The sequence below is a fragment of the Akkermansia sp. KLE1798 genome, from assembly GCF_001580195.1.
GTDB classification, from domain to species: Bacteria; Verrucomicrobiota; Verrucomicrobiia; order Verrucomicrobiales; family Akkermansiaceae; genus Akkermansia; species Akkermansia biwaensis.
Window position 1 is genome coordinate 113,262 of the sequence record NZ_KQ971090.1, and the last position, 20,185, is coordinate 133,446.

Genomic DNA, 20,185 nt, shown 5'->3' on the forward strand with positions numbered 1-20,185 from the left:
ATTGGTTAATTTTGATGTGCGGGACCGGGTTGCTGAAGGTCCTTGTAAAGGATCATGTCCGCGCCCATGATGAATTGGCGGGAGTCTGACTGGCCGAAGCGCTCGGCCAGTTTGGAGAGGGCGCCGCTGTGGTTGAATATGTATACGGGGTTTTTGTCCCTCGTCTGGCCGAGGATGGAGCCTTCCAGAACGAGCGGCGCGAATTCCCCGTAATAGCCGGATACGGCCCGTATGTCCCTACCCATGGTGGAGGAAGGAGTGACCAGGATGCTACCTACCTTGCCGCCGTGGAATGACAGGACGCGTTCCAGCGTGGTGAAATGGGAGACAAGGCTGGGGATATCAAGGGTTTTTCTGTCCGCGTACCAACTGACGGCCGCCGGCTGGTCCGTGAGGATGAAGTCCCCGGCCTGGGTTTGGTTGCGCACTTCCTGGCTGATGCCCAGCGGATAGTACGGAGGCCATGCGGGAATGCCCCGGTGGGCCGTCAGGATGCCGACCCGCACAATCTGGGGCAGGCTCAGCAGGAGGGGGAGGGCCGTGACCAGCAGCGCCAGGAGAAGGACGCCGCCGCGCAGGACGGGAGCCGCTTCCTTGGAATGCCTGGCAATCAGATTGAGGACGAATGCCGTACCAAATGCCGTAAAGAAGGGGGAGAAGAGTATCTGGATTTGTCCGATGGAGATTTCCGTCTTGTTGGCCGTGTACAGGGCCATGCCCACCGTAGCCAGGCACCACATGGAGAAGATGCCCCATTTGGCCTGGTTGACGGGTTTCTTTTTGAACGTGTGCAGCAGGGCCAGCAGAAAGACAAGGGCCAGGGGGAGATGCCCCAGGTTTTCATAAAGAATGTCTCCCTGGGTAATGATGTTGTTGATGATGGATATGACGGCCGTTTGTGCGCCGATGGGGATGTCTCCGAAGACGAGCGCCTTCATGGCTGTGCTTTCCGAACCGAGAAGGCCGGTGCAGATGGTATAGAAGGCGGTCCCGAAGATGCTGCCGCTGGTGGTTTTGTTTATATAGACGGGATAGGCCAGGAAGAGCAGCAGGATCGCCAGGGCGGGAAGACAGTAGAGACCGTGCGGCTTGAAGCGGATGCCCACGAAGAGCAGGAAGCCGGCCATGGGCCAGAGGCCGATCCATCCCGTCAGGCAGACGCAGGAAAAGCAAATGGCGCTGAAGACAATGGGCCACAGGAATTTGCGGTTTTCCTGGTCATTGACCAGTGCGGTGTACAGGAAGTGAACGCCCCATGTGAAGAAGAAGAGCATGAGCATTTGCGGAAGTCCGCTGGTGGCATATTGCAGGAACAGATTGCTGAAGATCATCGTCAGGCAGGTGAAGCCGGCGATGGTGGTGTCAAACATTCTGCGGAGCACGTAATAGCAGCTCAGGACGGAAAGGATGAAGAAGATGGCGGAGACGGCGGCCACGATGCGGTCCGGCAGGTAGATCATGGAGTCTCCGGTCATTTTCCAGAGTTCGTAGTTGTGTATGCCCGCCAGTTTAAATACGGCCGCTTCCACCAGAATGTTCAGCGGAGCGTAGCGCGTGTCCCGGAGCTTGTAGGGAGAAAAATTTTCCGCATCTACCAGACTTTTCCCCTGACCTGCCAGAATGGCCTCCTGTTCCCGGAGCTGGGCGTCGGAAAGGAGGGGGTTGAGTCCGGATTTGCTGCTGTCCGCAATGAGCTGGATGGGGCGGATTCTGTGGGTGGTCAGGCCCTCTCCCCGCGCTACGTTGCGGGCGATCTGGGCCTGGTCCATGGCGGCGTCCGACGACAGGCCGCGGAAGTTGAAGAAGAATTGAACCCCCGTGATGACCAGCAACAGGATGAGAACAATGAAGAACGGTGCGCGGGAGCCTGTGTTAGGCGGATTCATATGTCTTGGAGTTCTTGTAATTTGCGTTGAAGCGTGCGGCGGCTGATGCCCAACAGAAGAGCCGCTGCCGTTCTGTTGCCGTTGGATTGGGCAAGCGCCTGCCGGATAGCGTTCCGTTCAAGCAAGGATAAATTCAAAACCCCGTGCGGGACAAGCCCATTCTGTGTGTTGTTCCCATTGTCCGGGGGCGGGTCTCCGGAGGTCTTCCCCGCAACCGGGCGGGACGATGCCGCCTGGAGCTGGGGAGGGAGGTGCTGGAGTTCTATCCGGTCCGAGTTGCACATGACCACGCCGTGCTCCATGGCCGTGCGCAGCTCCCGGACGTTGCCGGGCCAGAGGTAGTTCCGTACAGCGTGAAGGGCTTCCGGGGAAAGGGGCTTGAGTTCCTTGTTGTTTTCCCGTGCGAATTCCTTGAGGAATGCCGCCGCCAGCAGAGCTACATCTTCCCTGCGGTCACGGAGTGGAGGCATCTGGATGTGAACCACATTCAGGCGGAAGTAGAGGTCTTCCCGGAATTTGCCTTCCTGGACGAGTTGCTTCAGGGATTTGTTCGTGGCGGCGATGACGCGGACATTTACGGGAATGGGCGTGTTGGAGCCTACCCGTTCTATCGTCCGTTCGGAAAGCACCCGCAACAGCTTGACCTGCGTGCTTGCGTCTATTTCCCCGATTTCATCCAGAAAGATGGTGCCACCGTCCGCCTGTTCAAAGCGTCCGATGCGCCGTTGGGCGGCGCCGGTGAAGGAGCCTTTTTCATGGCCGAAGAGTTCGCTTTCCAGAAGCTGGGGGGAGAGTGCCGCGCAGTTGACGGCCACGAATTTGTTTTCCGGCCTTCCGGAGAGGGAATGGATGGCCTGGGCCACGAGCTCCTTCCCGGTTCCGCTTTCCCCTTCGATGAGCACCGTCGTTTTGCTGGGGGCTACCTGGCGTATCATGGAGAATACATGCTCCATGGCGGTAGAACGGCCCAGCAGTTTTTGCAGTCCGGAATCAGCCTGGATGCGGGAGGTGAGTTCCTGGTTGGCGGTTTCCAGATTCCGGGTATGCAGGGCGCGTTTGAGCACCATTTCCACGGCGTCCAGATTCAGGGGCTTGGTGACGAAGTCGTAGGCTCCCTGCTTCATGGCTTCCACGGCGGCATCCACGGAGCCGTAGGCCGTCATCATGATGCTTTGTGGAGGGTGGGGCAGGGCGGCGGCGGATTTGAGCACGTCCATGCCGCTTTCCCCGCCCAGCCTCAGGTCCGTGAGTACCAGGTCCGGAGATTCCTCCCGCATGAGGGTGACGGCCTGGGAGAGGTTGGAGGCGGTGTACACTTCATAATCATCCTGAAACCCCATGCGCAGGGCGTCGCGCGTGGGTTTTTCATCATCGACAATCAGCAGGACGGGCATGTTCATGACGGCACGGAGGGAGGCAGGAGGCGGATGGTGCGTTCCACGCGCGGCAGGAATACGGTGAAGGTGGTTCCCTGGCCCGGCTGGCTGGCAAGGGTGATGGAGCCGCCGTGCTCCTTGACGATGCGGCGGACGATGAGCAAGCCCAGGCCGGAACCGGTGGATTTGGTGGTCAGGAAGGGTTCATAAATGCTGCCCATGACTTCCGGAGAGATGCCGCAGCCCGTGTCCGCCACGGTGACGAATACGCTGTCATCCGTATAGCCGCTTTTGATCAGGATGGTTCCCCCTGCCGGAGGAATGGCCTGATAGGCATTTTTGATCAGGTTGTAGAATACCTGCTTGATCTGAACGGGGTCCAGGCTGAGGATGGGCAGTCCGGTTTGAAGTTCCGTGTTGATCTGGATGCCGCGCTGCCGGATTTCCGGTTCCAGCAGTTTGAGGACGTCCATGATGATGTCTTCAATGTTGTGGGGCTCCCGGATGGGCTTGGTAGGGCGGATGGCCTGGAGGAATTGTTTCAGGATAACGTCCAGGCGGGTGGTTTCCCCTTCCGCCGTTTTCAGCAGTTCTTCAAAGTCGTTCCGGTATTCCGGCGGCAGTTTTTTTGCTTTCCGCGCGAGGAGCTGGAGATGGAGGCCGATGGAGTTGAGGGGGTTGCCTATTTCATGAGCCACGCCGGCTGCCAGCAGGGTCAGCGCATTGAGCCGTTCCGCCTCAATGTTTTCCGCATTGCGCTTCTGCTGGGGCGTTTCGTCCCGGATGAGGATCAGGTGGCCCTGGTTTTTATTGCCGATGGGGGAAATGAAAATATTCAGGAATTTGTGCTCCGGGTAGAAGATTTCCACATCCCGGGAAACGGCGGTATGGCTCTGCTGGACCGTGTTCCAGGAGCAGTCGCGGCCCAGGAAGATGCAGAAGTCCTCCGGCGTGATGTGTTCGGGTTCCTTGTCGAAGAGCTTGAGCGCCGCTTGGTTGACGAACAGGATTTTTCCCTTGCTGTCCAGCAGGATCAGCCCTTCCTGGATGGATTCGAATACCTGCTGAAAGAAGCCCTGCTGTTCCGCCAGCTTGACGAAGAAGCGCTGGAGGTCCTCCTCCTTGATATGGTCGATGCGGTCGATCAGCTTGTCGATGGTGTCCTTCTTCATGGCGGCGCCGTATCCCTTCCGGGCTTGCACTATGTATAAAGGGAAGTATGTCGCAAATCAAGCGGATGTGACATATTGTCGCACATTTGCGTCTGGACATGTTTCCGGAAACGGGGGCAGGATAACGGCATGAATGAAAATTACCCCTGCATGCCTTTTGTCAGAACGCGCCAAGTAGCCTTTCACGATACGGACGCTTCCGGCGTGGCCCATTTTACCCGGCTGCTGTGCCTGGTGGAGGAAGTGGAGCATGAGTACCTGCGTTCCCGCGGGCTGGAGGTGCTTTCCCCGGATTGCGGCTGGCCCCGCGTGCATGTGGAGGTGGATTACTCCAGTTCCGCCGGGCTGGGGGACTGGCTGAGCATTGAGTTGAGCCTGGGCCACGTGGGAACCAGCTCCCTGGAATGGAAATTTGCGGTGTTTCATTCGGAACGCCCCGTGATGCAGGGAAGGTACGTCGTCGTCCGCGTCGGGCGGGGCGGCAAGCCGCAGGCTATTTCAGAGGCGGAGAAGGAATGCCTGATTTCAGGCTTTTCAAAAGAGGGGAATGCCTGTAAGTAAGGCGCATGTCTAAAAAGCCTGTCGTTCTTGTCATTCGCGACGGCTGGGGCCGCAATCCGTTGGGGCCTGATGTCGCGAAGGAATACGGTGACGCCACTGTTCTGGCTGATACTCCGTTTACTGATTACCTCCTTGCCAACTATCCCCACAGCCTGCTGGGCGCTTCCGGGGAAGACGTGGGCCTTCCCGATGGACAGATGGGCAATTCCGAAGTAGGTCACCTGAATCTGGGTGCGGGGCGCGTGGTGTATCAGGATCTTTGCCGCGTGGATAATGCCATCAAGGACGGCTCCATGGGTGAGAACGCCGTATTGAAGACCGCATTTTCCCAGGCCGTTTCTTCCCGCCTGCATTTGCTGGGCTTGGTGAGCGACGGCGGCGTGCACAGCCACATCAACCATTTGGCGGGCATCGTCAAGTACGCCTATGAAGCGGGGGTGCGCGATATTTGCATTCATGCCATTACGGACGGGCGCGATTGCTCCCCCACCAGCGGAGCCGGATTTATGCGCCAGCTTGAGGAAGCCGTGAAGCCTTACGGCGCCAAGATAGCTACGGTGATCGGCCGTTTTTACGCGATGGACCGCGACAAGCGCTGGGACCGCAACAAGCTTGCGTGGGACGCCATCGTTCTGGGCCGCGGCGAACAGTGTTCCTGCTCTCCTGCCGAGTATGTGGAACAGTGCTATGCGAAGGGCGAGACGGATGAGTTCCTGAAGCCCGGCATTTTCGCGTATGGCAACGAACAGCGCGTGCGCGATAATGACGTGGTGTTCTTTTTCAATTTCCGTGCCGACCGAGCCCGCCAGATGAGCGACGCCTTCCTGTATTCCGATTTTGACGGATTTGACCGCGAAGTGCAACCTAAGGTGCATTATGTGACCCTGACGGAGTACGACGCCAAGTATCCCTCTCCCATCGTGTTTGAGCAGGAGCAGCTCGACAATATTTTCGGCCAGATCGTTTCGGAAGCCGGGAAGACCCAGCTCCGCATCGCGGAAACGGAAAAATACGCCCACGTCACTTTCTTCTTCAACGGAGGCGTGGAGACGCAGTTCCCCGGCGAAGACCGCATTCTGGTTCCCTCCCCCCGCGAGGTGGCTACCTACGACCTCAAGCCCCAGATGAGCGCGGAGGAAGTGGCGGACAAGTTTGTGGAAGCCGCAGACAAGTACGACGTGATCATCATGAATTTTGCCAACGGAGACATGGTGGGCCACACGGGTTATCTGGAAGCCGGCGTTGCCGCGTGCGAAGCCGTGGACAATGCCCTGGAGAAGTGCGTGAAGAGGATTCTGGAGCTGGGCGGCAAGCTGCTCATCACGGCGGACCACGGCAATGCCGAGCACATGCGCAATGAAGACGGTTCTCCGAATACCGCCCATACCACCAATCTGGTGGACCTTATTTACGTGGCGGAAGACAAGGACGAGGTGAAGTTGTCCGACGGCATTCTGGCGGACGTGGCCCCCACGCTGCTGAGCCTGATGGGGCTGAAACAGCCCGCCGAAATGTCCGGCCACAGCCTGGTGACGCCCAAGAACTGATCCGGTCTGCGTTTTTTTCATTTCCCGTCCGTGCGCCGGTTTGCGCGGACGGGATTTTTTTGTCATGGCAGGACTGCGAGAACCGTCCGCTTGAGGGAAAAGCGTGTCTCTGAGAAAAATATTCAGGAAAAGGGAATAAAAGACTTGTCATGGTGTGAAATCACGTTATATTTGCCGTCCCCAAACGCACCAGAAGGTGCAAGAAATACGTTTTCTATCGGGTTTGCCTCCGGAAAAAAGGCGCGCTTCCTGCTTACTGAAAGGGATGTTCGCCTTGAATATCGGTGCAGACCGACGAACCACAACCAAAGCAGGAAAACATGCCGACTATTAATCAGCTCGTCCGCAAGGGACGTATTACTCCGGAAGAGAAGTCCAAGTCACGCGCTCTTCATAGCTGCCCGCAACGCCGCGGTGTTTGTCTCCAGGTGATGACCCGTACGCCCAAGAAGCCGAACTCGGCTCTCCGCAAGGTGGCCAAGGTCCGTCTTACCAATGGTGAAGAAGTGATCGCCTACATTGGCGGTGAAGGCCACAACCTTCAGGAACACTCCATCGTGCTTGTTCGCGGCGGTCGTGTGAAGGACTTGCCCGGTGTTCGCTATCATATCGTCCGCGGCGCTCTTGACTGCCTCGGTGTCGACAAGCGCCGCCAGGGCCGTTCCAAGTATGGCGCCAAGCGCCCGAAGGCTGCTGCCAAGTAAACATTAACAATCTTACCTATTAAATATTATGGCCCGCCGTAAACGCGTCTATAGAAAAATCGAACGTCGTGACCCCCGTTACGACAGCACTCTTGTCGGCAAGCTGATCAGCAAGGTTATGCTGGATGGCAAGCGCTCCCTTGCGGAACGCATTGTTTATGCCGCCATCGACATGGCTAACGAAGGCACGGACAGCATTGATCCCCTGGAAGTGATCACCCGCGCCATTGAAAACGCCAAGCCCCGTGTGGAAGTGAAGAGCCGCCGCGTTGGCGGTGCCACCTACCAGGTTCCGCTCGAAGTGGATCCGGCCCGTTCCGAATCCCTGGCCATGCGCTGGATCGTGAACTATGCCCGCAACCGCAAGGGCGTGCCGATGCACAAGGCGCTCTCCAACGAAATCAAGGAAGCCGCCAACAACCAGGGCGCCGCCGTCCGCAAGCGCGACGACGTGCACAAAATGGCCCAGGCCAACCGCGCCTTTGCTCACTTCCGCTGGTAATCCCTTTCGCGACCGTCAGCAGAATCATTCACTTTCGATCATTACAGATATTTCCCAGACACTATGTCCGATCACGTAAACAATCCCAATCGCAAGGCTCCTCTTGAGCGGTACCGCAACATCGGTATCTCCGCTCACATTGACGCCGGCAAAACCACCTTGTCCGAGCGCATCCTCTTCTACACAGGCATGATCCACAAGATCGGCGAAGTGCACGACGGTGCCGCTACCACCGACTGGATGGAGCAGGAACGCGAACGCGGTATCACCATTACCTCCGCTGCCGTTACCACCAACTGGAAGCAGGTGAAGAATGAAGGCATCAGCAAAGTGTTCGAAGGTGAAAACTTCCAGCTGAACGTTATTGACACTCCCGGGCACGTTGACTTCACCGCTGAAGTGGAACGCTCCCTCCGCGTGCTTGACGGCGCCATCGTGGTATTCTGCGGTGTGGCCGGCGTGCAGCCCCAGACGGAAACCGTGTGGCGCCAGGCCACCAAGTACAGCGTTCCCCGCATGTGCTTTGTGAACAAGATGGACCGCACCGGCGCCAACTTCAACAATGTGCTGGACGACATCCACAACAAGCTGGGTGCCAACGCCGCCGCCATCCTGATTCCCATCGGTTCCGAAGACCAGCTCCGCGGTCAGATCGACGTCGTGAACCAGAAGGCCATCATTTACGCCGACAACGACCGCCTCGGCTCCACCTATTCGGTTGAAGAGATTCCCGCCGAACTCAAGGAAGAAGCCGAACTGGCCTACCACGAACTGGTGAGCCGTGTTGCCGACGTGGACGACGAACTTGCTGAGAAGGTTCTCATGGAAGAACCTTTCACGGCTCTCGAACTCAAGCAGGCCATCCGCCGCGCCACCATCGCCAACAAGTTTATCCCCGTTGCCGGCGGTTCCGCCTTCAAGAATAAGGGCGTTCAGTTCCTGCTTGACGCCGTTGTGGATTATCTTCCCTCCCCGGTGGAAACCGTTCCTGCCCACGCTGAAAGCACGCTGGATCCGGAAAAGACCTTTGAAATTACCGCTACGGACGACGCCAAGCCCATGGTGCTGGCGTTCAAGCTCTGGGCTGACAAGTTCGTCGGCAAGCTGGTATTCATCCGCGTGTATGCCGGCGTCCTCAAGAAGGGCGACACCGTGTACAATCCCCGCACCCGCAAAACGGAACGCGTGGGCCGCATCATCCAGATCCAGGCTGACCAGCACACGGATATTGACGCCGTGTATTCCGGCGACATCGCCGCCATCGTGGGTCTGCGCAATGTGACCACGGGCGACACCATCACCAGCCCGGACAACGATATCTGCCTGGAACCCCCCACCTTCCCGGAAACCGTTATTTCCATGGCCGTGGAACCCAAGACCAAGGCCGACCAGGAAAAAATGTCCAACGCCCTGGGCCGTCTGTCTGAAGAAGACCCGACCTTCCGCGTGAAGACCGACGAAGAAACCGGCCAGACCCTGATTTCCGGCATGGGTGAACTTCACCTGGAAATCATCATTGACCGCCTGATGCGCGAATTCAAGGTGGAAGCCGACATCGGCAAGCCCCAGATCGCCTACCGCGAAACCATCACTGCTCCCGCTCACGGCGACGGCAAGCTGGTGAAGCAGTCCGGCGGCCGCGGCCAGTACGGCCACGTTGTCATCGATGTGAAGCCGAACGAACGGGGCAAGGGCCTCACCATTGAAAACAAGATTGTGGGCGGCGCGATTCCCAAGGAATACATGAACGCCGTTTACGCCGGTCTCAACGAAGCCATGACCACGGGCGTTATCGCCGGTTATCCGGTGGTGGACGTACACGTTGAAGTGGTGGACGGTTCCTATCACGAAGTGGACTCCAACGAAAACGCGTTCAAGATGGCCGCCATCTTCGCCATGAAGGACGCCTTCAAGAAGGCCAAGCCCATCATGCTGGAACCCATCATGTCCGTTGAAGCTTCCACGCCGACCGACTACCAGGGCGACATCATGGGCGACCTGAACCGCCGCCGCGGCCAGATCAGCAACATGGAAAACAAGGCCAATGCCTGCATTCTCAAGGCCATGGTTCCCTTGTCCGAAATGTTCGGCTATTCCACCGCCATCCGTACCCTTTCCAGTGGCCGCGCCTCCTACTCCATGGAGCCCTCCCACTTTGAACAGGTGCCTCAGAACCTCGTTGACCAGATCGTCAGCGACAGGGCCAAATAAACAACCTTTGAAGTATAACCAATAGACCGCACGTCCATGCAAAGTCCAAAAATCCGTATTCGACTCCGCGCTTTCGACTCCCGCGCCATCGACCGCTCCTCCCAGGAGATCGTTGAAACCGCCAAGCGCACCGGAGCCAAAGTTCACGGCCCGATCCCGCTGCCGACCCGCATTGAGAAATTCTCCGTGAACCGTTCCGTTCACGTCAACAAAAAGTCGGCTGAACAATTTGAAATCCGCACCCACAAGCGCCTGCTCGACATCGTCGATCCGACCGCACGCACGATTGATGAGCTCAAGAAGCTCAACCTTCCCGCCGGCGTGGACATCACGATCCGCATCTAGTTTGGTACCCGGATAAGTAATTAAAAAACAGAAAGACACACTACAATGGCTCTAGGACTTATCGGAAAAAAGGTCGGTATGACCCGTCTGTTTGACCAGGAATCCGGCGCTATGGTGCCCGTGACCGTCATTGACGTCAAGGGCAACACCTTCGCCCAGATCAAAACGGAAGACAAGGATGGCTACAATGCCATTCAGGTTGCTTTTGATGCGCAGAAGGAAAGCCGCGTGGCCAAGCCTCAGGCCGGCCACTTCAAGAAACTGGGCATTCAGCCCACCAAGCTCCTCAAGGAATTCCGCGTGGAAGCTTCCGAACTGCCTGCCGAAGGCGCTGAAGATCCCGGCGTGGATCTCTTTTCCGCCGGCCAGTGGGTTGACGTGATCGGCACTTCCAAGGGCAAGGGCTTCCAGGGTGCAATGCGCCGCCACAACTTCCACGGCTCTCCCGCCGCCCACGGTTCCATGATGCACCGCCGTACCGGTGGTGTGGGTGGCTGCTCCACCCCCGGCCGCGTCTGGAAGAACCAGAAGATGCCCGGGCAGATGGGCAACGCCAGGCGCACGGTTCAGAACCTGAAGGTTGTGGCCGTTCGTCCGGAAGACAATGTTATCCTCATCTCCGGCGCCGTTCCCGGTGCACGCGGTTCCTACCTCGTGATCCGCCCCGCCAAGAAGAAGTAGGCTTTAGCAACCACACATTGAATATAGGAAAACCTATCTATGTCCGCAAATACCTTTACATTAGAAGCCGCCGCTGCCGCCAACATCCAGGTTGCAGGCAGTGACAAGGGCTCCCAGGCCGTTCACGACCTCATCGTGGCTTATCAAGCAAACCGCCGCACCGGTTCCGCCAACACCAAGACCCGCGGTGAAGTCAGCGGCAACAACAAGAAGATCTTCCGCCAGAAGGGCACGGGCAACGCCCGCCACGGCGACAAGCGCGCTCCCATCTTCGTGGGCGGCGGCGTGGTCTTCGGCCCCCGTCCCTGCGACTATTCCAAGAAGGTGAACAAGAGCACCCGCCGTCTGGCCCTGCGCCGCGTTCTGGGCGATCTGATCGCCGCTTCCAGAATCAGCACCGTTGCCGAATTCTCCGTGGCCGACGGAAAGACCAAGTCTTTCATCAAGGCCGTCAAGGATCTGACAGACGCCAAGAAAGTGCTCATCGTGGCCGCTTCCTTTGATGAAGCCACCTACCTCGCCGGCCGCAACGTTCAGGACGTGCTCCTGATGACCGCCGCTGAAGTGAACATTGAACAGCTCATGAAGGCTGACGCAGTGATCCTCGTTGACAACGCTTTAGAAACCCTCGCCAGCCGTACTGCTTAAGAAGCCATGAAAGACATTTACCAAGTCATTAAGAAGGTGCGCATCAGCGAAAAGGCCACCATGCTCCAGGAAACCACCGGAGAGCTGGTCCTTGAAGTTGACCGCGACGCCAACAAGATCGAAATCAAGAAGGCTGTTGAAGTTGCTTTCGGCAAGAAGGTCGCTTCTGTCCGTACCGCCAACTATGACGGCAAGCTCAAGCGTCAGCGCCGCGCTGACGCGGGTCGCACCGCCCATTGGAAAAAGGCTTACATCAAGCTTGCCAACGGTGAAACCCTTGACCTCGTTTAAAGCCCCTATTAGGAAGGAAAGCTATCATGTCCCTCAAGTCATTCAAGCCAGTTACTCCCTCTAACCGCTACAAGGTGTGGCCGTCCTTTGACGAAATCACTACCTCCACTCCGGAAAAGAGTCTCTGCCGTCCCCTCAAGAAGTCCGGTGGCCGCAACAATAACGGCCGCATCACCACCCGCCACATTGGCGGTGGCCACAAGCGCAAGTACCGCCTGGTGGACTTCAAGCGCAACAAGTTCGATGTGCCTGCCACCGTGCTCACCATCGAATACGATCCCAACCGCACCTGCCGCATCGCCCTGATCGAATACAAGGACGGTGAAAAGTCCTACATCCTGGCCCCCAACGGCCTGCAGGTAGGCATGAAGGTGGAAAGCGGCCAGAAGGTTGCTCCCAAGGTTGGCAATGCCATGCCTTTGAAGAACGTTCCCCTGGGTACCTCCGTTCACAACATTGAAATCCGTCCGGGTTCCGGCGGCAAGGTTGCCCGTGCAGCCGGTCAGCAGGCCATCGTTTCCAACCGTGAAGCAGGTTATGCGCTGATCAAGATGCCCTCCGGTGAAATCCGCCGTTTCAATGAGGATTGCTACTGCACCATCGGTCAGGTCGGCAATACCCAGCACATGAACGAAATGTCCGGCAAGGCCGGCCGCACCCGCTGGCTGGGCGTCCGTCCCACCGTTCGCGGTATGACGATGAACCCCGTCGACCACCCCAACGGCGGTGGCGAAGGCAAGTCCAAGTCCGGTGGCGGCCGCCAGCACCTGAAGTCCCCCTGGGGCCATGTCAAGGGCCAGAAGACCCGCCGTCTCCGCAAGCCCAGCGACTCCGTCATCGTACAGCGCCGCAACTCCAAGTAATCAATACACAATAACTTTAACTAGGATCATATAACATGGGACGTTCTCTCAAAAAAGGCCCTTTTGTCAGTCAAAAGCTTCTCGCCAAGATCGACGCTCAGCTTGAATCCGGCGATCGCAAGCCGATCAAGACCTGGAGCCGTGCATCCATGATTACGCCTGACTTCGTAGGTTTGACCTTCCTGGTGCACGCCGGCAAGAATTTTGCCACCGTGTACGTCACGGAAAACATGGTAGGCCACAAGCTTGGTGAATTTGCCCCGACTCGTGTCTTCAAACAGCACGGCGGTATCGGTAAGAAGTAATCAGTAAGTTAACAATCAACATGTCGAACCCTTCTTCCATCCTTGCCTATTCCCTCTCGGCCATTGTCGGCCTGGGCGGAACCATGCAGGGAGCGGAAGAGGGTACGGCAGCACTGACGCGCAGAATCGAGCACCTCGAAAAGCAGAATGCGGCTCTCAAGGCGTCTTACGCCCAGGCCCGCATTGATGCCGACAACGCGAATGCCCAGCTTCTGGACATCCGTTCCCGGCTGGAGGCTTTGGGGGGTGCAGCGCTAGGTAACAGTGAGGAACGCCTGATCCAGGCGATGGCTAACATCGAAGTTCTCAGCGACCGCATTCAGCGGCTGGAACAGGCGTCAGTCAAGCTCTCCGGAGCTATCCTCGCCTACATGAAACAGGCCATATCCGAGGATGCGGACGCCAGAACGGCAGTGGAAAGTTCCCTGCGCCTGCTGGATTCCGTGCTCGGATACAGGCAACAGCCCGTGCGAGATGGCGCGGGAACCCAGGCGGAAGCCAAGGTGCTCAGCATCGACTCCGAGTCCGGAGTGGTGGTGGTCAACGTCGGAAAATCCGCCGGGATGCAAATCGGGATGCCATTGCTGCTGACCCGTGGAGCACAAACCATCGGAGAAGCCGTGGTCACGGACGTTCGCAAGGATGTGTGTGGCGCGCTTGTTCAGAAGCTCATGGCGCCGGCCGATCCGGTGCGCGTCGGAGATTCTGCCTCAGTAAAAACCAACGATTAAATCATCTTCATAAATAACCTGCACTACGAGGAAAAACCCATGGAAGTGAAAGCTGTTTACAAATACGCCCGCATCTCTGCCAAGAAGATGCGCGATGTTGCTCAAGAAATCCAAGGCTTGTCCGTCTCCCAGGCGACCGACATCCTGTCCTACACCCCCAAGAAGGGTGCCTATCTGCTGAATAAGACGCTCAAGTCCGCCGTGGCCAACGCTGAAAACAATGTGGAATTGTCTGTCGATACGCTCGTCGTCAAGTCCGTCATGGTTGATGAAGGCCCCACCATGCGTCGTACCATGCCCCGCGCCCGAGGATCCGCCAACATGATCCGGAAGCGCACATCCCACATCACCGTTGTACTGGCCGATCAAGAAGGCTAAGTTCATCACAATCTAACACACATATAGCTGAACTAACATCATGGGTCAGAAAGTAAATCCAATCGGGTTCCGCCTCGCCGTCAACAAGGACTGGCGCTCCAAGTGGTACGCCACGGGCCAGGATTACGCCACCAAGCTGCATGAAGACTTGGTAATGCGCAAGTACATCAAGGAGCAGCTGATGTCCGCCGCCGTTTCCAGCATCGTGATTGAACGTGCCTGGAACAGCGTCCGCATCACCGTCCACACCGCCCGCCCGGGTCTGGTGATCGGCCGCAAGGGTGAAGAAATTGAAAAGATCCGCCAGTACCTTCAGGGGCTCTGCGGCGCTTCCACCCAGGTCAACATTGACATCGTGGAAATCCGCTCGCCTGAAACGGACGCCCAGCTTATCGCTGAGAACGTGGCCGTCCAGCTGGAACGCCGCGTTTCCTTCCGCCGCGCCATGAAGCGCGCCGTGCAGGTGGCCATGGAACGCGGTGCCGACGGCATCCGCATCCGTTGCGCCGGTCGTCTCGGCGGCGCCGACATCGCCCGCGCCGAATGGTACCGCGAAGGCAAAGTGCCGTTGCAGACTCTCCGCACGCCGATCGACTACGGCTTTGCCGAAGCCCGTACCCTGTACGGCATTATCGGCGTGAAGTGCTGGGTGAACAAGCGCGACGAAGTCGTCTCCCAGCAGAATTCCCGTCCGTCCGGTCCCCGCGGTCCCCGTCGTCCGCGCGCCTGAGTCCCGTCATTACACTATTCATCACACTTAACATAAGGAGGAATAAGATATGCCTTTAATGCCCAAAAGAGTGAAGCACCGCAAGATGCACCGCGGCAGCCGTTCCGGCAATGCCACCAGCGGTACCTATGTTGCCTTTGGTGACTTCGGCCTTCAGGTGCTCGACCGCGGTTGGATCACCAACAACCAGATTGAAGCCTGCCGTATTGCGATCAACCGTTACCTGAAACGTAAAGGTAAGGTGTTTATCCGCATTTTCCCGCAGAAGTCCTTTACGTCCCGTCCCCCGGATACACGTATGGGTAAGGGTAAAGGCGCCGTTGAAGGCTGGGTGGCCGTTGTCCGCCCCGGCAACATCCTGTTTGAAGTTGGCGGCGTGACCGAATCCCAGGCCCGTGAAGCCCTTCGTCTGGCTTCCAACAAGCTGGGCGTGCCGACCCGCTTCGTCTATCGTCAAGGCGTTCAACACTAAAGCTACTCATCACCATGTCCGATAAGAACTCCGCCAAAGAACTTCGTGCTATGTCCGCCAAGGAGCTTTCCGCTCTGGTGCGCAGCCTTCGTGAAGAACTCTTCAATCTCCGTCTCCAGCAGGCCACGGGCCAGCTGGAAAACAACCAGAGAATCCGTACCGTCCGCAAGGACCTTGCCCGCGTCCTCACCATTCAGGGTGAAACCGGGGAAGCGTAAGCTGCAGGATTTCCGGTAACAACAGAACATTCTACATTTTAGAATCCATGTCCGAACAAACCGAAACAACCAAGAAGCCCGGCCTTCGCAAGACGCGCGTCGGCGTGGTGACCTCCACCAAGATGGACAAGACCATCGTTGTGGAATACGTTGCCCGCGTTCCGCACCCCAAGTTCAAGAAGATCGTCAAGAAGAGCAAGAAGTTTTACGCTCACGACGAGAATTCCATGGCCAAGGTAGGCGATAAGGTACGTATCGTTGAGACCCGCCCGCTTTCCAAGCTCAAGTGCTGGGAACTGGTGGAAGTGCTTACCCACTAATCAGGAATCAACCATTAAATAGAGGAGATTTGATACCATGATCCAGATGGAATCCTTAGTTCAGGTGGCCGACAATACCGGCGCCCGCTCCGCCAAGATGATTGGCGTTATCGGCAAGCGCACGCGTCAGGCCCACATCGGCGACATTATTACCTGCCACATCCGTGAATCCATTCCTACCGCTTCCGTGAAGAAGGGTACCGTGGTGAAGGCTGTTGTGGTGCGTACCGCCGCCCCGATCCGCCGCGACGACGGCTCTGTGCTTCGTTTCGACGGCAACGCCGTAGTGATTATCGACAAGGACAACAACCCGCGCGGCACCCGTATTTTCGGGCCGGTCGCCCGTGAACTTCGTGAAAAGAAGTTCATGAAGATTGTTTCCCTTGCTCCGGAAGTGCTCTAATCGAGACACGCCAGGATGTTGAAATGCCGCCTTCCTTTTTGGGAGGCGGCTTTTTTATGGCGGTTTGAGAAAGGTACGTTGCCATTTTTGCAGCCGGGGGAGCGGATACGGAAGGAAATATGGCATCCGGATGTTTGGAAAGCCGTTGGCAAGGTTTCCGGAGTTGCAGACAAGTGCCATAGAAAATGCTTCTGTGGAGCATTCAGAGGGCGGAGAAGGCTTCCTGATGAATCTATAGGCTTCCCCCTCTTTTTCGGCAGTTTGCGCCCGTTTTCCGGGACCTTTTAATGCCGGCCGTTCTCCGCGGGGGATTTACCGCCCAACTGCTGGGCCGAGCCGCAGGCCGGACAGCGGAACCAGTTGAAGAGGAATATATGCAGAGCTGTCGCGAATACATAACCGAACAGCGGAATGTGGTGGGCCGCCTTGTTGCGGTTGTATTTTTTAAAGGAGAAGAGGGGTGCCCGGCATACGCTGCATTTCCGGGGAAGAGCCACGGCAAGGTAAAGAATCAGGGCCAGTATCCAGGGGCCGAAGCAGAGGCAGATGATTTGCCAGCCCCGTTCTCCGTTAAGCAGCATCATGGTTGTCAGGACAATGGCGGAGATACTGCTGGCGAAGAAGAGAAGAACAGCTACGGCTCCGATCCAGGTCCGAAAAGGAGTCAGGTGCTTGATGCCTTTTTTCCGCAGATAGGTTTTGGGCTGTTCCTGCACGGAAGCCGGTTTGGCGGGGCGGTAGCTGTATTCTTCCCGGGACTGTGATTTGGAGGCCGCAGGCTTGCCGGCGGATCCGGCGGGGAGTGCGGATTTTCTCTCCGGGAGAAGTACTTTAGGTGTTTCTTCCGTTTTCTCCGTCGTGTTCACAGGAGTGGCGAGCGGCAGGATGAAGTCTGCTGCCCGGGTAATGCTGTCCGGGCTTGCCGCCCTGGGAGCAGTGAGGGCCTGGGCCACCCATTCCCTGAACACGGGCGCCGTGGGTATTTCCGTCTCCAGTTTCAGTATCCGTTTTGCCTGATGGAGTTCAGGCAAAACGGTGAAGGGATCAATCGCGGAGAATTCCTTCAGCGTACTGATGCCGACCGCTTCCAGCAATTCCACGAATTGCTTCCGGTCTTCAAAGTACTGTTGAAGATCATTCATTCCGGGTAGAATATGCTTTTAGGAGAGGGAATCAAGCATCGCTTTCAGTTGAGCCTGTTTTGCCTTCCAGTCCGCCAGACGGTCCTTTTCCTGGGCAACGACTTCCGCAGGGGCACGTTCTACAAAGCCCGCATTGTCAAGCTTGGCGGATGATTTGACAATTTCCTTGGAGATTTTGTCCAGTTCCCGTCCCAGGCGTTCCCGCTCTGCTTCCACATCAATGAGGCCTTCCAGCGGTAGGAAGAGCTCTCCGAGAGGCGTGAGAGCCGCAGGAGTTCCCTTCGGGGCGGCGTAGGAAGCGTCCCGGGTGACGGATTTGGCGTTCGCCAGGATGGAGAGCCGGGAAAGGATGTCCTGCGGAACGTCGTTGGCCGTTTTCAGGACGAAGCTGACGTTTTTGTTTTTGGACAGATCGTATTCCGCCTTGAGGTTGCGGGCCTTGTTGGCCGTTTCGTAGAGGGCGGCGGCTTGTGTGCAGGCAAGCGTGATGCGATCCTCATCCATCCCGGCCAGCAGGCCGTCCGGAGAGGGCAGGGGGGTGAGCATGAGGGGCAGTCCTCCGTTGCCGTCCGCAAAGCCCAGGGAGGACCAGAGTTCTTCCGTAATGTGAGGCATGACGGGATGCAACAGGGCCAGATAGTGGCGGAGCACCGTGTCCATGACGGTCAGGGTGGCCGCCCGTGCGGAGGCGTCCGCGCCGTCCCTCAGGTCGCCCTTGACGGCTTCCAGGAAGCGGTCGCAGTATTCATTCCAGAAGAATTGGTACAGCACCTGGATCAAGGCATTGAATTCGTAGTCCGCCAGCGCTTTTTCCACGTCCGCGTGGAGCTGCCTGAGCTTGGAAATGATAGCCAGGTGAACGGAGGAGTACTGCGGGGCGGCTTCTTTCCCCACATGGCCCTGCATGAGGCGGAAACGGGTGGCGTTGTAGAGCTTGTTGGCAAAGTTGCGGCCTTCCCCGATCTGGCTTTCATCAAAGCGGACGTCCGTCCCGGTGGGGGCGATGCGCATGAGGCCGAAGCGGAGGCCATCCGCACCGTAGTGGGCGATCAGGTCCAGGGGGTCCGGGGAGTTGCCCAGGGATTTGCTCATCTTGCGCCCTATTTTGTCGCGGATGATGGAGGTGAAGAAGACGTTGCTGAATGGTTTTTCATGCTGAAAGCGGTAGCCGGCCATGATCATGCGGGCTACCCAGAAGAAGATGATATCCGGCCCTGTGACCAGGTCCGTAGTGGGGTAGAATTTGGCGCGGGTGGCATCGTCCATTGTAGCGAAGGGCCACAGCCAGGAAGAGAACCACGTGTCCATCACATCGTTGTCCTGAATCCAGTTTTCCGGATCCGCCGGAGGTTCCGTTCCCACGTAGATGTAGCCGTTTTCCAGGGCGGAGGCATCCAGCGCGGGAGCGTTCCGGAGTTCTTCCGCCTTGTCTTTCCTGTACCAGACGGGGATGCGGTGCCCCCACCAGAGCTGGCGGGAGATGCACCAGTCCTGAATGTTTTCCAGCCAGTGGGCATAGGTTTTCGCCCAGCGGGCGGGGCGGAAGGTGATTTCTCCATCCGCGACGGCGTCCGCAGCTTCCTGAACGCAGGGGTATTTGAGGAACCACTGCATGGAGAGGCGCGGTTCGATCGGAACGTTAGCGCGTTCGGAGAAGCCTACCTTGTTGTCGTAGTCTTCAATTTTGACCATGAGGCCGGCGGCTTCCAGCATTTCCACGGATTTATGGCGCGCGTCAAAGCGGTCCATGCCGTGCAGCTCCGGAACGTCCGGGCAGTTGATATGGCCGTCGGGGGTGAGGATGTCGATGATTTCCAGATTGAATTTCCGGCCGATTTCAAAGTCCGCCTTGTCGTGGGCCGGGGTGATTTTGAGGGCGCCGGTGCCGAATTCTATTTCCACATATTCATCCCCGATGATGGGAATGGGCGTGGAGTTGAGCGGGCGCATCACGTTTTTGCCGATGAGATGGGCATAACGCGGGTCCCTGGGGTTTACGGCCACGGCCACGTCCGCCATGATGGTTTCCGGACGGGTGGTGGCCACATGAAGGGCGCCCGAGCCGTCTTCCAGCTTGTACAGGACGGTGTAGAGCTTGCTTTTCTGCTCCGTCATGATGACTTCCTCATCGGAAAGGGCCGTGAGGGAGACGGGGCACCAGTTGACCATGCGGCGCCCGCGGTAAATGAGGCCTTCCTTGAAGAGATCGATGAAGACCTGCCCGACTGCCCTGGTGTATTCCTCATCCATCGTAAAGCGCTCGCGGTCCCAGTCGCAGGAGCAGCCCAGCTTGTGGAGCTGGTTGATGATGATGCCGCCGTGCTTTTCCTTCCATTCCCACACTTTTTCCAGAAAGGCTTCACGGCCCACGTCATGGCGGGTCTGGCCCGTGGTCTGCCTGAGGTCCTTTTCCACGCGCACCTGCGTGGCGATGCCCGCATGGTCCGTTCCGGGAAGCCACAGGGCTTCATATCCCTTTTGCCGCGCACGGCGCACCAGAATGTCCTGGATGGTGTTGTTCAGCACATGGCCCAGGTGGAGCACCCCCGTAACGTTGGGGGGAGGAATGACGACGGAGTAGGCAGGCTTTTCGGAAGCCGGGTCAGCCTTGAAACAACCTTCTTCAATCCAGAGGGATTGCCACTTTTCTTCCACGAGGGACGGATCATATGCTTTGGGCAGATCAGACATGCGCAACA

General features: G+C 57.7%; 23 protein-coding genes. 18 read left to right on the top strand and 5 right to left on the bottom strand.

Annotation, left to right across the window (positions count from 1 at the left end; translation table 11 throughout):
• Positions 1–5 precede the first annotated feature (5 nt).
• The 3 genes from HMPREF3039_RS09925 to HMPREF3039_RS09935 are packed head-to-tail and all read right to left on the bottom strand — an operon-like array spanning position 6 to position 4,434.
• The gene (locus tag HMPREF3039_RS09925; RefSeq protein ID WP_067570866.1) at positions 6–1,886 is read right to left on the bottom strand and encodes an ArnT family glycosyltransferase; all 1,881 of its coding nucleotides are present in this window, start codon (positions 1,884–1,886) and stop codon (positions 6–8) included.
• Entirely contained in the window at positions 1,883–3,286 is a 1,404-nt protein-coding gene (locus HMPREF3039_RS09930) for a sigma-54-dependent transcriptional regulator (protein ID WP_067570864.1), read from the bottom strand. The genes HMPREF3039_RS09925 and HMPREF3039_RS09930 overlap by 4 nt, the downstream gene beginning before the upstream one ends.
• The gene (locus HMPREF3039_RS09935; protein WP_067571043.1) at positions 3,283–4,434 is read right to left on the bottom strand and encodes a sensor histidine kinase; all 1,152 of its coding nucleotides are present in this window, start codon (positions 4,432–4,434) and stop codon (positions 3,283–3,285) included. Before HMPREF3039_RS09935 ends, HMPREF3039_RS09930 begins: the two co-directional genes overlap by 4 nt.
• A gap of 129 nt (positions 4,435–4,563) precedes the next feature.
• On the opposite strand from HMPREF3039_RS09935, the gene HMPREF3039_RS09940 reads away from it, so the two are divergent.
• The 18 genes from HMPREF3039_RS09940 (at position 4,564) to rplN (ending at position 16,344) form a co-directional block, all read left to right on the top strand.
• The gene (locus tag HMPREF3039_RS09940) at positions 4,564–4,995 is read left to right on the top strand and encodes an acyl-CoA thioesterase (RefSeq protein ID WP_067570861.1); all 432 of its coding nucleotides are present in this window, start codon (positions 4,564–4,566) and stop codon (positions 4,993–4,995) included.
• A 5-nt stretch (positions 4,996–5,000) separates the two neighbouring features.
• Positions 5,001–6,542, top strand: a complete 1,542-nt coding sequence (gene gpmI, locus HMPREF3039_RS09945) for a 2,3-bisphosphoglycerate-independent phosphoglycerate mutase (RefSeq protein ID WP_067570859.1) — start codon at positions 5,001–5,003, stop codon at positions 6,540–6,542.
• A gap of 320 nt (positions 6,543–6,862) precedes the next feature.
• Positions 6,863–7,246, top strand: coding sequence for a 30S ribosomal protein S12 (gene rpsL, locus HMPREF3039_RS09950; protein ID WP_012419365.1), 384 nt, complete (start codon positions 6,863–6,865; stop codon positions 7,244–7,246).
• A 28-nt stretch (positions 7,247–7,274) separates the two neighbouring features.
• On the top strand, positions 7,275–7,748 hold the full coding sequence (gene rpsG, locus HMPREF3039_RS09955) for a 30S ribosomal protein S7 (RefSeq protein ID WP_067570857.1): 474 nt from the start codon (positions 7,275–7,277) through the stop codon (positions 7,746–7,748).
• 63 nt (positions 7,749–7,811) lie between these two features.
• Positions 7,812–9,959, top strand: a complete 2,148-nt coding sequence (gene fusA / locus HMPREF3039_RS09960; protein WP_067570856.1) for an elongation factor G — start codon at positions 7,812–7,814, stop codon at positions 9,957–9,959.
• A 36-nt stretch (positions 9,960–9,995) separates the two neighbouring features.
• Entirely contained in the window at positions 9,996–10,304 is a 309-nt protein-coding gene (rpsJ, locus tag HMPREF3039_RS09965; RefSeq protein WP_022397787.1) for a 30S ribosomal protein S10, read from the top strand.
• A gap of 45 nt (positions 10,305–10,349) precedes the next feature.
• The gene (gene rplC / locus HMPREF3039_RS09970) at positions 10,350–10,985 is read left to right on the top strand and encodes a 50S ribosomal protein L3 (protein WP_067570855.1); all 636 of its coding nucleotides are present in this window, start codon (positions 10,350–10,352) and stop codon (positions 10,983–10,985) included.
• A 39-nt stretch (positions 10,986–11,024) separates the two neighbouring features.
• Entirely contained in the window at positions 11,025–11,633 is a 609-nt protein-coding gene (gene rplD / locus HMPREF3039_RS09975; protein WP_067570854.1) for a 50S ribosomal protein L4, read from the top strand.
• A 6-nt stretch (positions 11,634–11,639) separates the two neighbouring features.
• Positions 11,640–11,924, top strand: coding sequence for a 50S ribosomal protein L23 (rplW, locus tag HMPREF3039_RS09980; RefSeq protein WP_022397790.1), 285 nt, complete (start codon positions 11,640–11,642; stop codon positions 11,922–11,924).
• Between the two features lie 26 nt (positions 11,925–11,950).
• Entirely contained in the window at positions 11,951–12,787 is an 837-nt protein-coding gene (gene rplB, locus HMPREF3039_RS09985) for a 50S ribosomal protein L2 (protein WP_067570852.1), read from the top strand.
• Between the two features lie 35 nt (positions 12,788–12,822).
• Complete coding sequence (rpsS, locus tag HMPREF3039_RS09990) at positions 12,823–13,092, top strand: 30S ribosomal protein S19 (protein WP_012419357.1); 270 nt, start codon at positions 12,823–12,825, stop codon at positions 13,090–13,092.
• A 20-nt stretch (positions 13,093–13,112) separates the two neighbouring features.
• On the top strand, positions 13,113–13,823 hold the full coding sequence (locus tag HMPREF3039_RS09995; RefSeq protein WP_067570850.1) for a hypothetical protein: 711 nt from the start codon (positions 13,113–13,115) through the stop codon (positions 13,821–13,823).
• A 39-nt stretch (positions 13,824–13,862) separates the two neighbouring features.
• Entirely contained in the window at positions 13,863–14,201 is a 339-nt protein-coding gene (rplV, locus tag HMPREF3039_RS10000) for a 50S ribosomal protein L22 (protein WP_067570848.1), read from the top strand.
• Positions 14,202–14,241: 40 nt separating this feature from the next.
• Positions 14,242–14,931, top strand: a complete 690-nt coding sequence (gene rpsC, locus HMPREF3039_RS10005; RefSeq protein ID WP_012419354.1) for a 30S ribosomal protein S3 — start codon at positions 14,242–14,244, stop codon at positions 14,929–14,931.
• A gap of 49 nt (positions 14,932–14,980) precedes the next feature.
• Complete coding sequence (gene rplP, locus HMPREF3039_RS10010) at positions 14,981–15,403, top strand: 50S ribosomal protein L16 (RefSeq protein ID WP_022397796.1); 423 nt, start codon at positions 14,981–14,983, stop codon at positions 15,401–15,403.
• Between the two features lie 14 nt (positions 15,404–15,417).
• Positions 15,418–15,621: a 50S ribosomal protein L29 gene (gene rpmC, locus HMPREF3039_RS10015; protein WP_067570843.1), complete on the top strand. Its 204-nt coding sequence runs from the start codon at positions 15,418–15,420 to the stop codon at positions 15,619–15,621.
• 47 nt (positions 15,622–15,668) lie between these two features.
• Positions 15,669–15,941, top strand: coding sequence for a 30S ribosomal protein S17 (gene rpsQ / locus HMPREF3039_RS10020; protein WP_067570841.1), 273 nt, complete (start codon positions 15,669–15,671; stop codon positions 15,939–15,941).
• A gap of 37 nt (positions 15,942–15,978) precedes the next feature.
• Positions 15,979–16,344, top strand: a complete 366-nt coding sequence (gene rplN / locus HMPREF3039_RS10025; protein ID WP_012419350.1) for a 50S ribosomal protein L14 — start codon at positions 15,979–15,981, stop codon at positions 16,342–16,344.
• Between the two features lie 284 nt (positions 16,345–16,628).
• Here rplN and HMPREF3039_RS10030 read toward each other — a convergent pair whose 3' ends face one another.
• Together HMPREF3039_RS10030 and HMPREF3039_RS10035 are read right to left on the bottom strand one after the other, a co-directional pair.
• A complete protein-coding gene (locus HMPREF3039_RS10030) occupies positions 16,629–17,486 on the bottom strand; it encodes a hypothetical protein (protein WP_067570832.1) in 858 nt (285 codons plus the stop codon).
• An 18-nt stretch (positions 17,487–17,504) separates the two neighbouring features.
• Complete coding sequence (locus HMPREF3039_RS10035) at positions 17,505–20,177, bottom strand: valine--tRNA ligase (protein WP_067571041.1); 2,673 nt, start codon at positions 20,175–20,177, stop codon at positions 17,505–17,507.
• Positions 20,178–20,185: the final 8 nt, after the last annotated feature.

What these genes read in the sequence shown, in the direction of transcription:
- HMPREF3039_RS09925 (WP_067570866.1), bottom strand. Translation starts at nt 1,886, where the DNA reads ATGAATCCGCCTAACACAGGCTCCCGCGCACCGTTCTTCATTGTTCTC.
- HMPREF3039_RS09930 (WP_067570864.1), bottom strand. Translation starts at nt 3,286, where the DNA reads ATGAACATGCCCGTCCTGCTGATTGTCGATGATGAAAAACCCACGCGC.
- HMPREF3039_RS09935 (WP_067571043.1), bottom strand. Translation starts at nt 4,434, where the DNA reads ATGAAGAAGGACACCATCGACAAGCTGATCGACCGCATCGACCATATC.
- HMPREF3039_RS09940 (WP_067570861.1), top strand. Translation starts at nt 4,564, where the DNA reads ATGAATGAAAATTACCCCTGCATGCCTTTTGTCAGAACGCGCCAAGTA.
- gpmI (WP_067570859.1), top strand. Translation starts at nt 5,001, where the DNA reads ATGTCTAAAAAGCCTGTCGTTCTTGTCATTCGCGACGGCTGGGGCCGC.
- rpsL (WP_012419365.1), top strand. Translation starts at nt 6,863, where the DNA reads ATGCCGACTATTAATCAGCTCGTCCGCAAGGGACGTATTACTCCGGAA.
- rpsG (WP_067570857.1), top strand. Translation starts at nt 7,275, where the DNA reads ATGGCCCGCCGTAAACGCGTCTATAGAAAAATCGAACGTCGTGACCCC.
- fusA (WP_067570856.1), top strand. Translation starts at nt 7,812, where the DNA reads ATGTCCGATCACGTAAACAATCCCAATCGCAAGGCTCCTCTTGAGCGG.
- rpsJ (WP_022397787.1), top strand. Translation starts at nt 9,996, where the DNA reads ATGCAAAGTCCAAAAATCCGTATTCGACTCCGCGCTTTCGACTCCCGC.
- rplC (WP_067570855.1), top strand. Translation starts at nt 10,350, where the DNA reads ATGGCTCTAGGACTTATCGGAAAAAAGGTCGGTATGACCCGTCTGTTT.
- rplD (WP_067570854.1), top strand. Translation starts at nt 11,025, where the DNA reads ATGTCCGCAAATACCTTTACATTAGAAGCCGCCGCTGCCGCCAACATC.
- rplW (WP_022397790.1), top strand. Translation starts at nt 11,640, where the DNA reads ATGAAAGACATTTACCAAGTCATTAAGAAGGTGCGCATCAGCGAAAAG.
- rplB (WP_067570852.1), top strand. Translation starts at nt 11,951, where the DNA reads ATGTCCCTCAAGTCATTCAAGCCAGTTACTCCCTCTAACCGCTACAAG.
- rpsS (WP_012419357.1), top strand. Translation starts at nt 12,823, where the DNA reads ATGGGACGTTCTCTCAAAAAAGGCCCTTTTGTCAGTCAAAAGCTTCTC.
- HMPREF3039_RS09995 (WP_067570850.1), top strand. Translation starts at nt 13,113, where the DNA reads ATGTCGAACCCTTCTTCCATCCTTGCCTATTCCCTCTCGGCCATTGTC.
- rplV (WP_067570848.1), top strand. Translation starts at nt 13,863, where the DNA reads ATGGAAGTGAAAGCTGTTTACAAATACGCCCGCATCTCTGCCAAGAAG.
- rpsC (WP_012419354.1), top strand. Translation starts at nt 14,242, where the DNA reads ATGGGTCAGAAAGTAAATCCAATCGGGTTCCGCCTCGCCGTCAACAAG.
- rplP (WP_022397796.1), top strand. Translation starts at nt 14,981, where the DNA reads ATGCCTTTAATGCCCAAAAGAGTGAAGCACCGCAAGATGCACCGCGGC.
- rpmC (WP_067570843.1), top strand. Translation starts at nt 15,418, where the DNA reads ATGTCCGATAAGAACTCCGCCAAAGAACTTCGTGCTATGTCCGCCAAG.
- rpsQ (WP_067570841.1), top strand. Translation starts at nt 15,669, where the DNA reads ATGTCCGAACAAACCGAAACAACCAAGAAGCCCGGCCTTCGCAAGACG.
- rplN (WP_012419350.1), top strand. Translation starts at nt 15,979, where the DNA reads ATGATCCAGATGGAATCCTTAGTTCAGGTGGCCGACAATACCGGCGCC.
- HMPREF3039_RS10030 (WP_067570832.1), bottom strand. Translation starts at nt 17,486, where the DNA reads ATGAATGATCTTCAACAGTACTTTGAAGACCGGAAGCAATTCGTGGAA.
- HMPREF3039_RS10035 (WP_067571041.1), bottom strand. Translation starts at nt 20,177, where the DNA reads ATGTCTGATCTGCCCAAAGCATATGATCCGTCCCTCGTGGAAGAAAAG.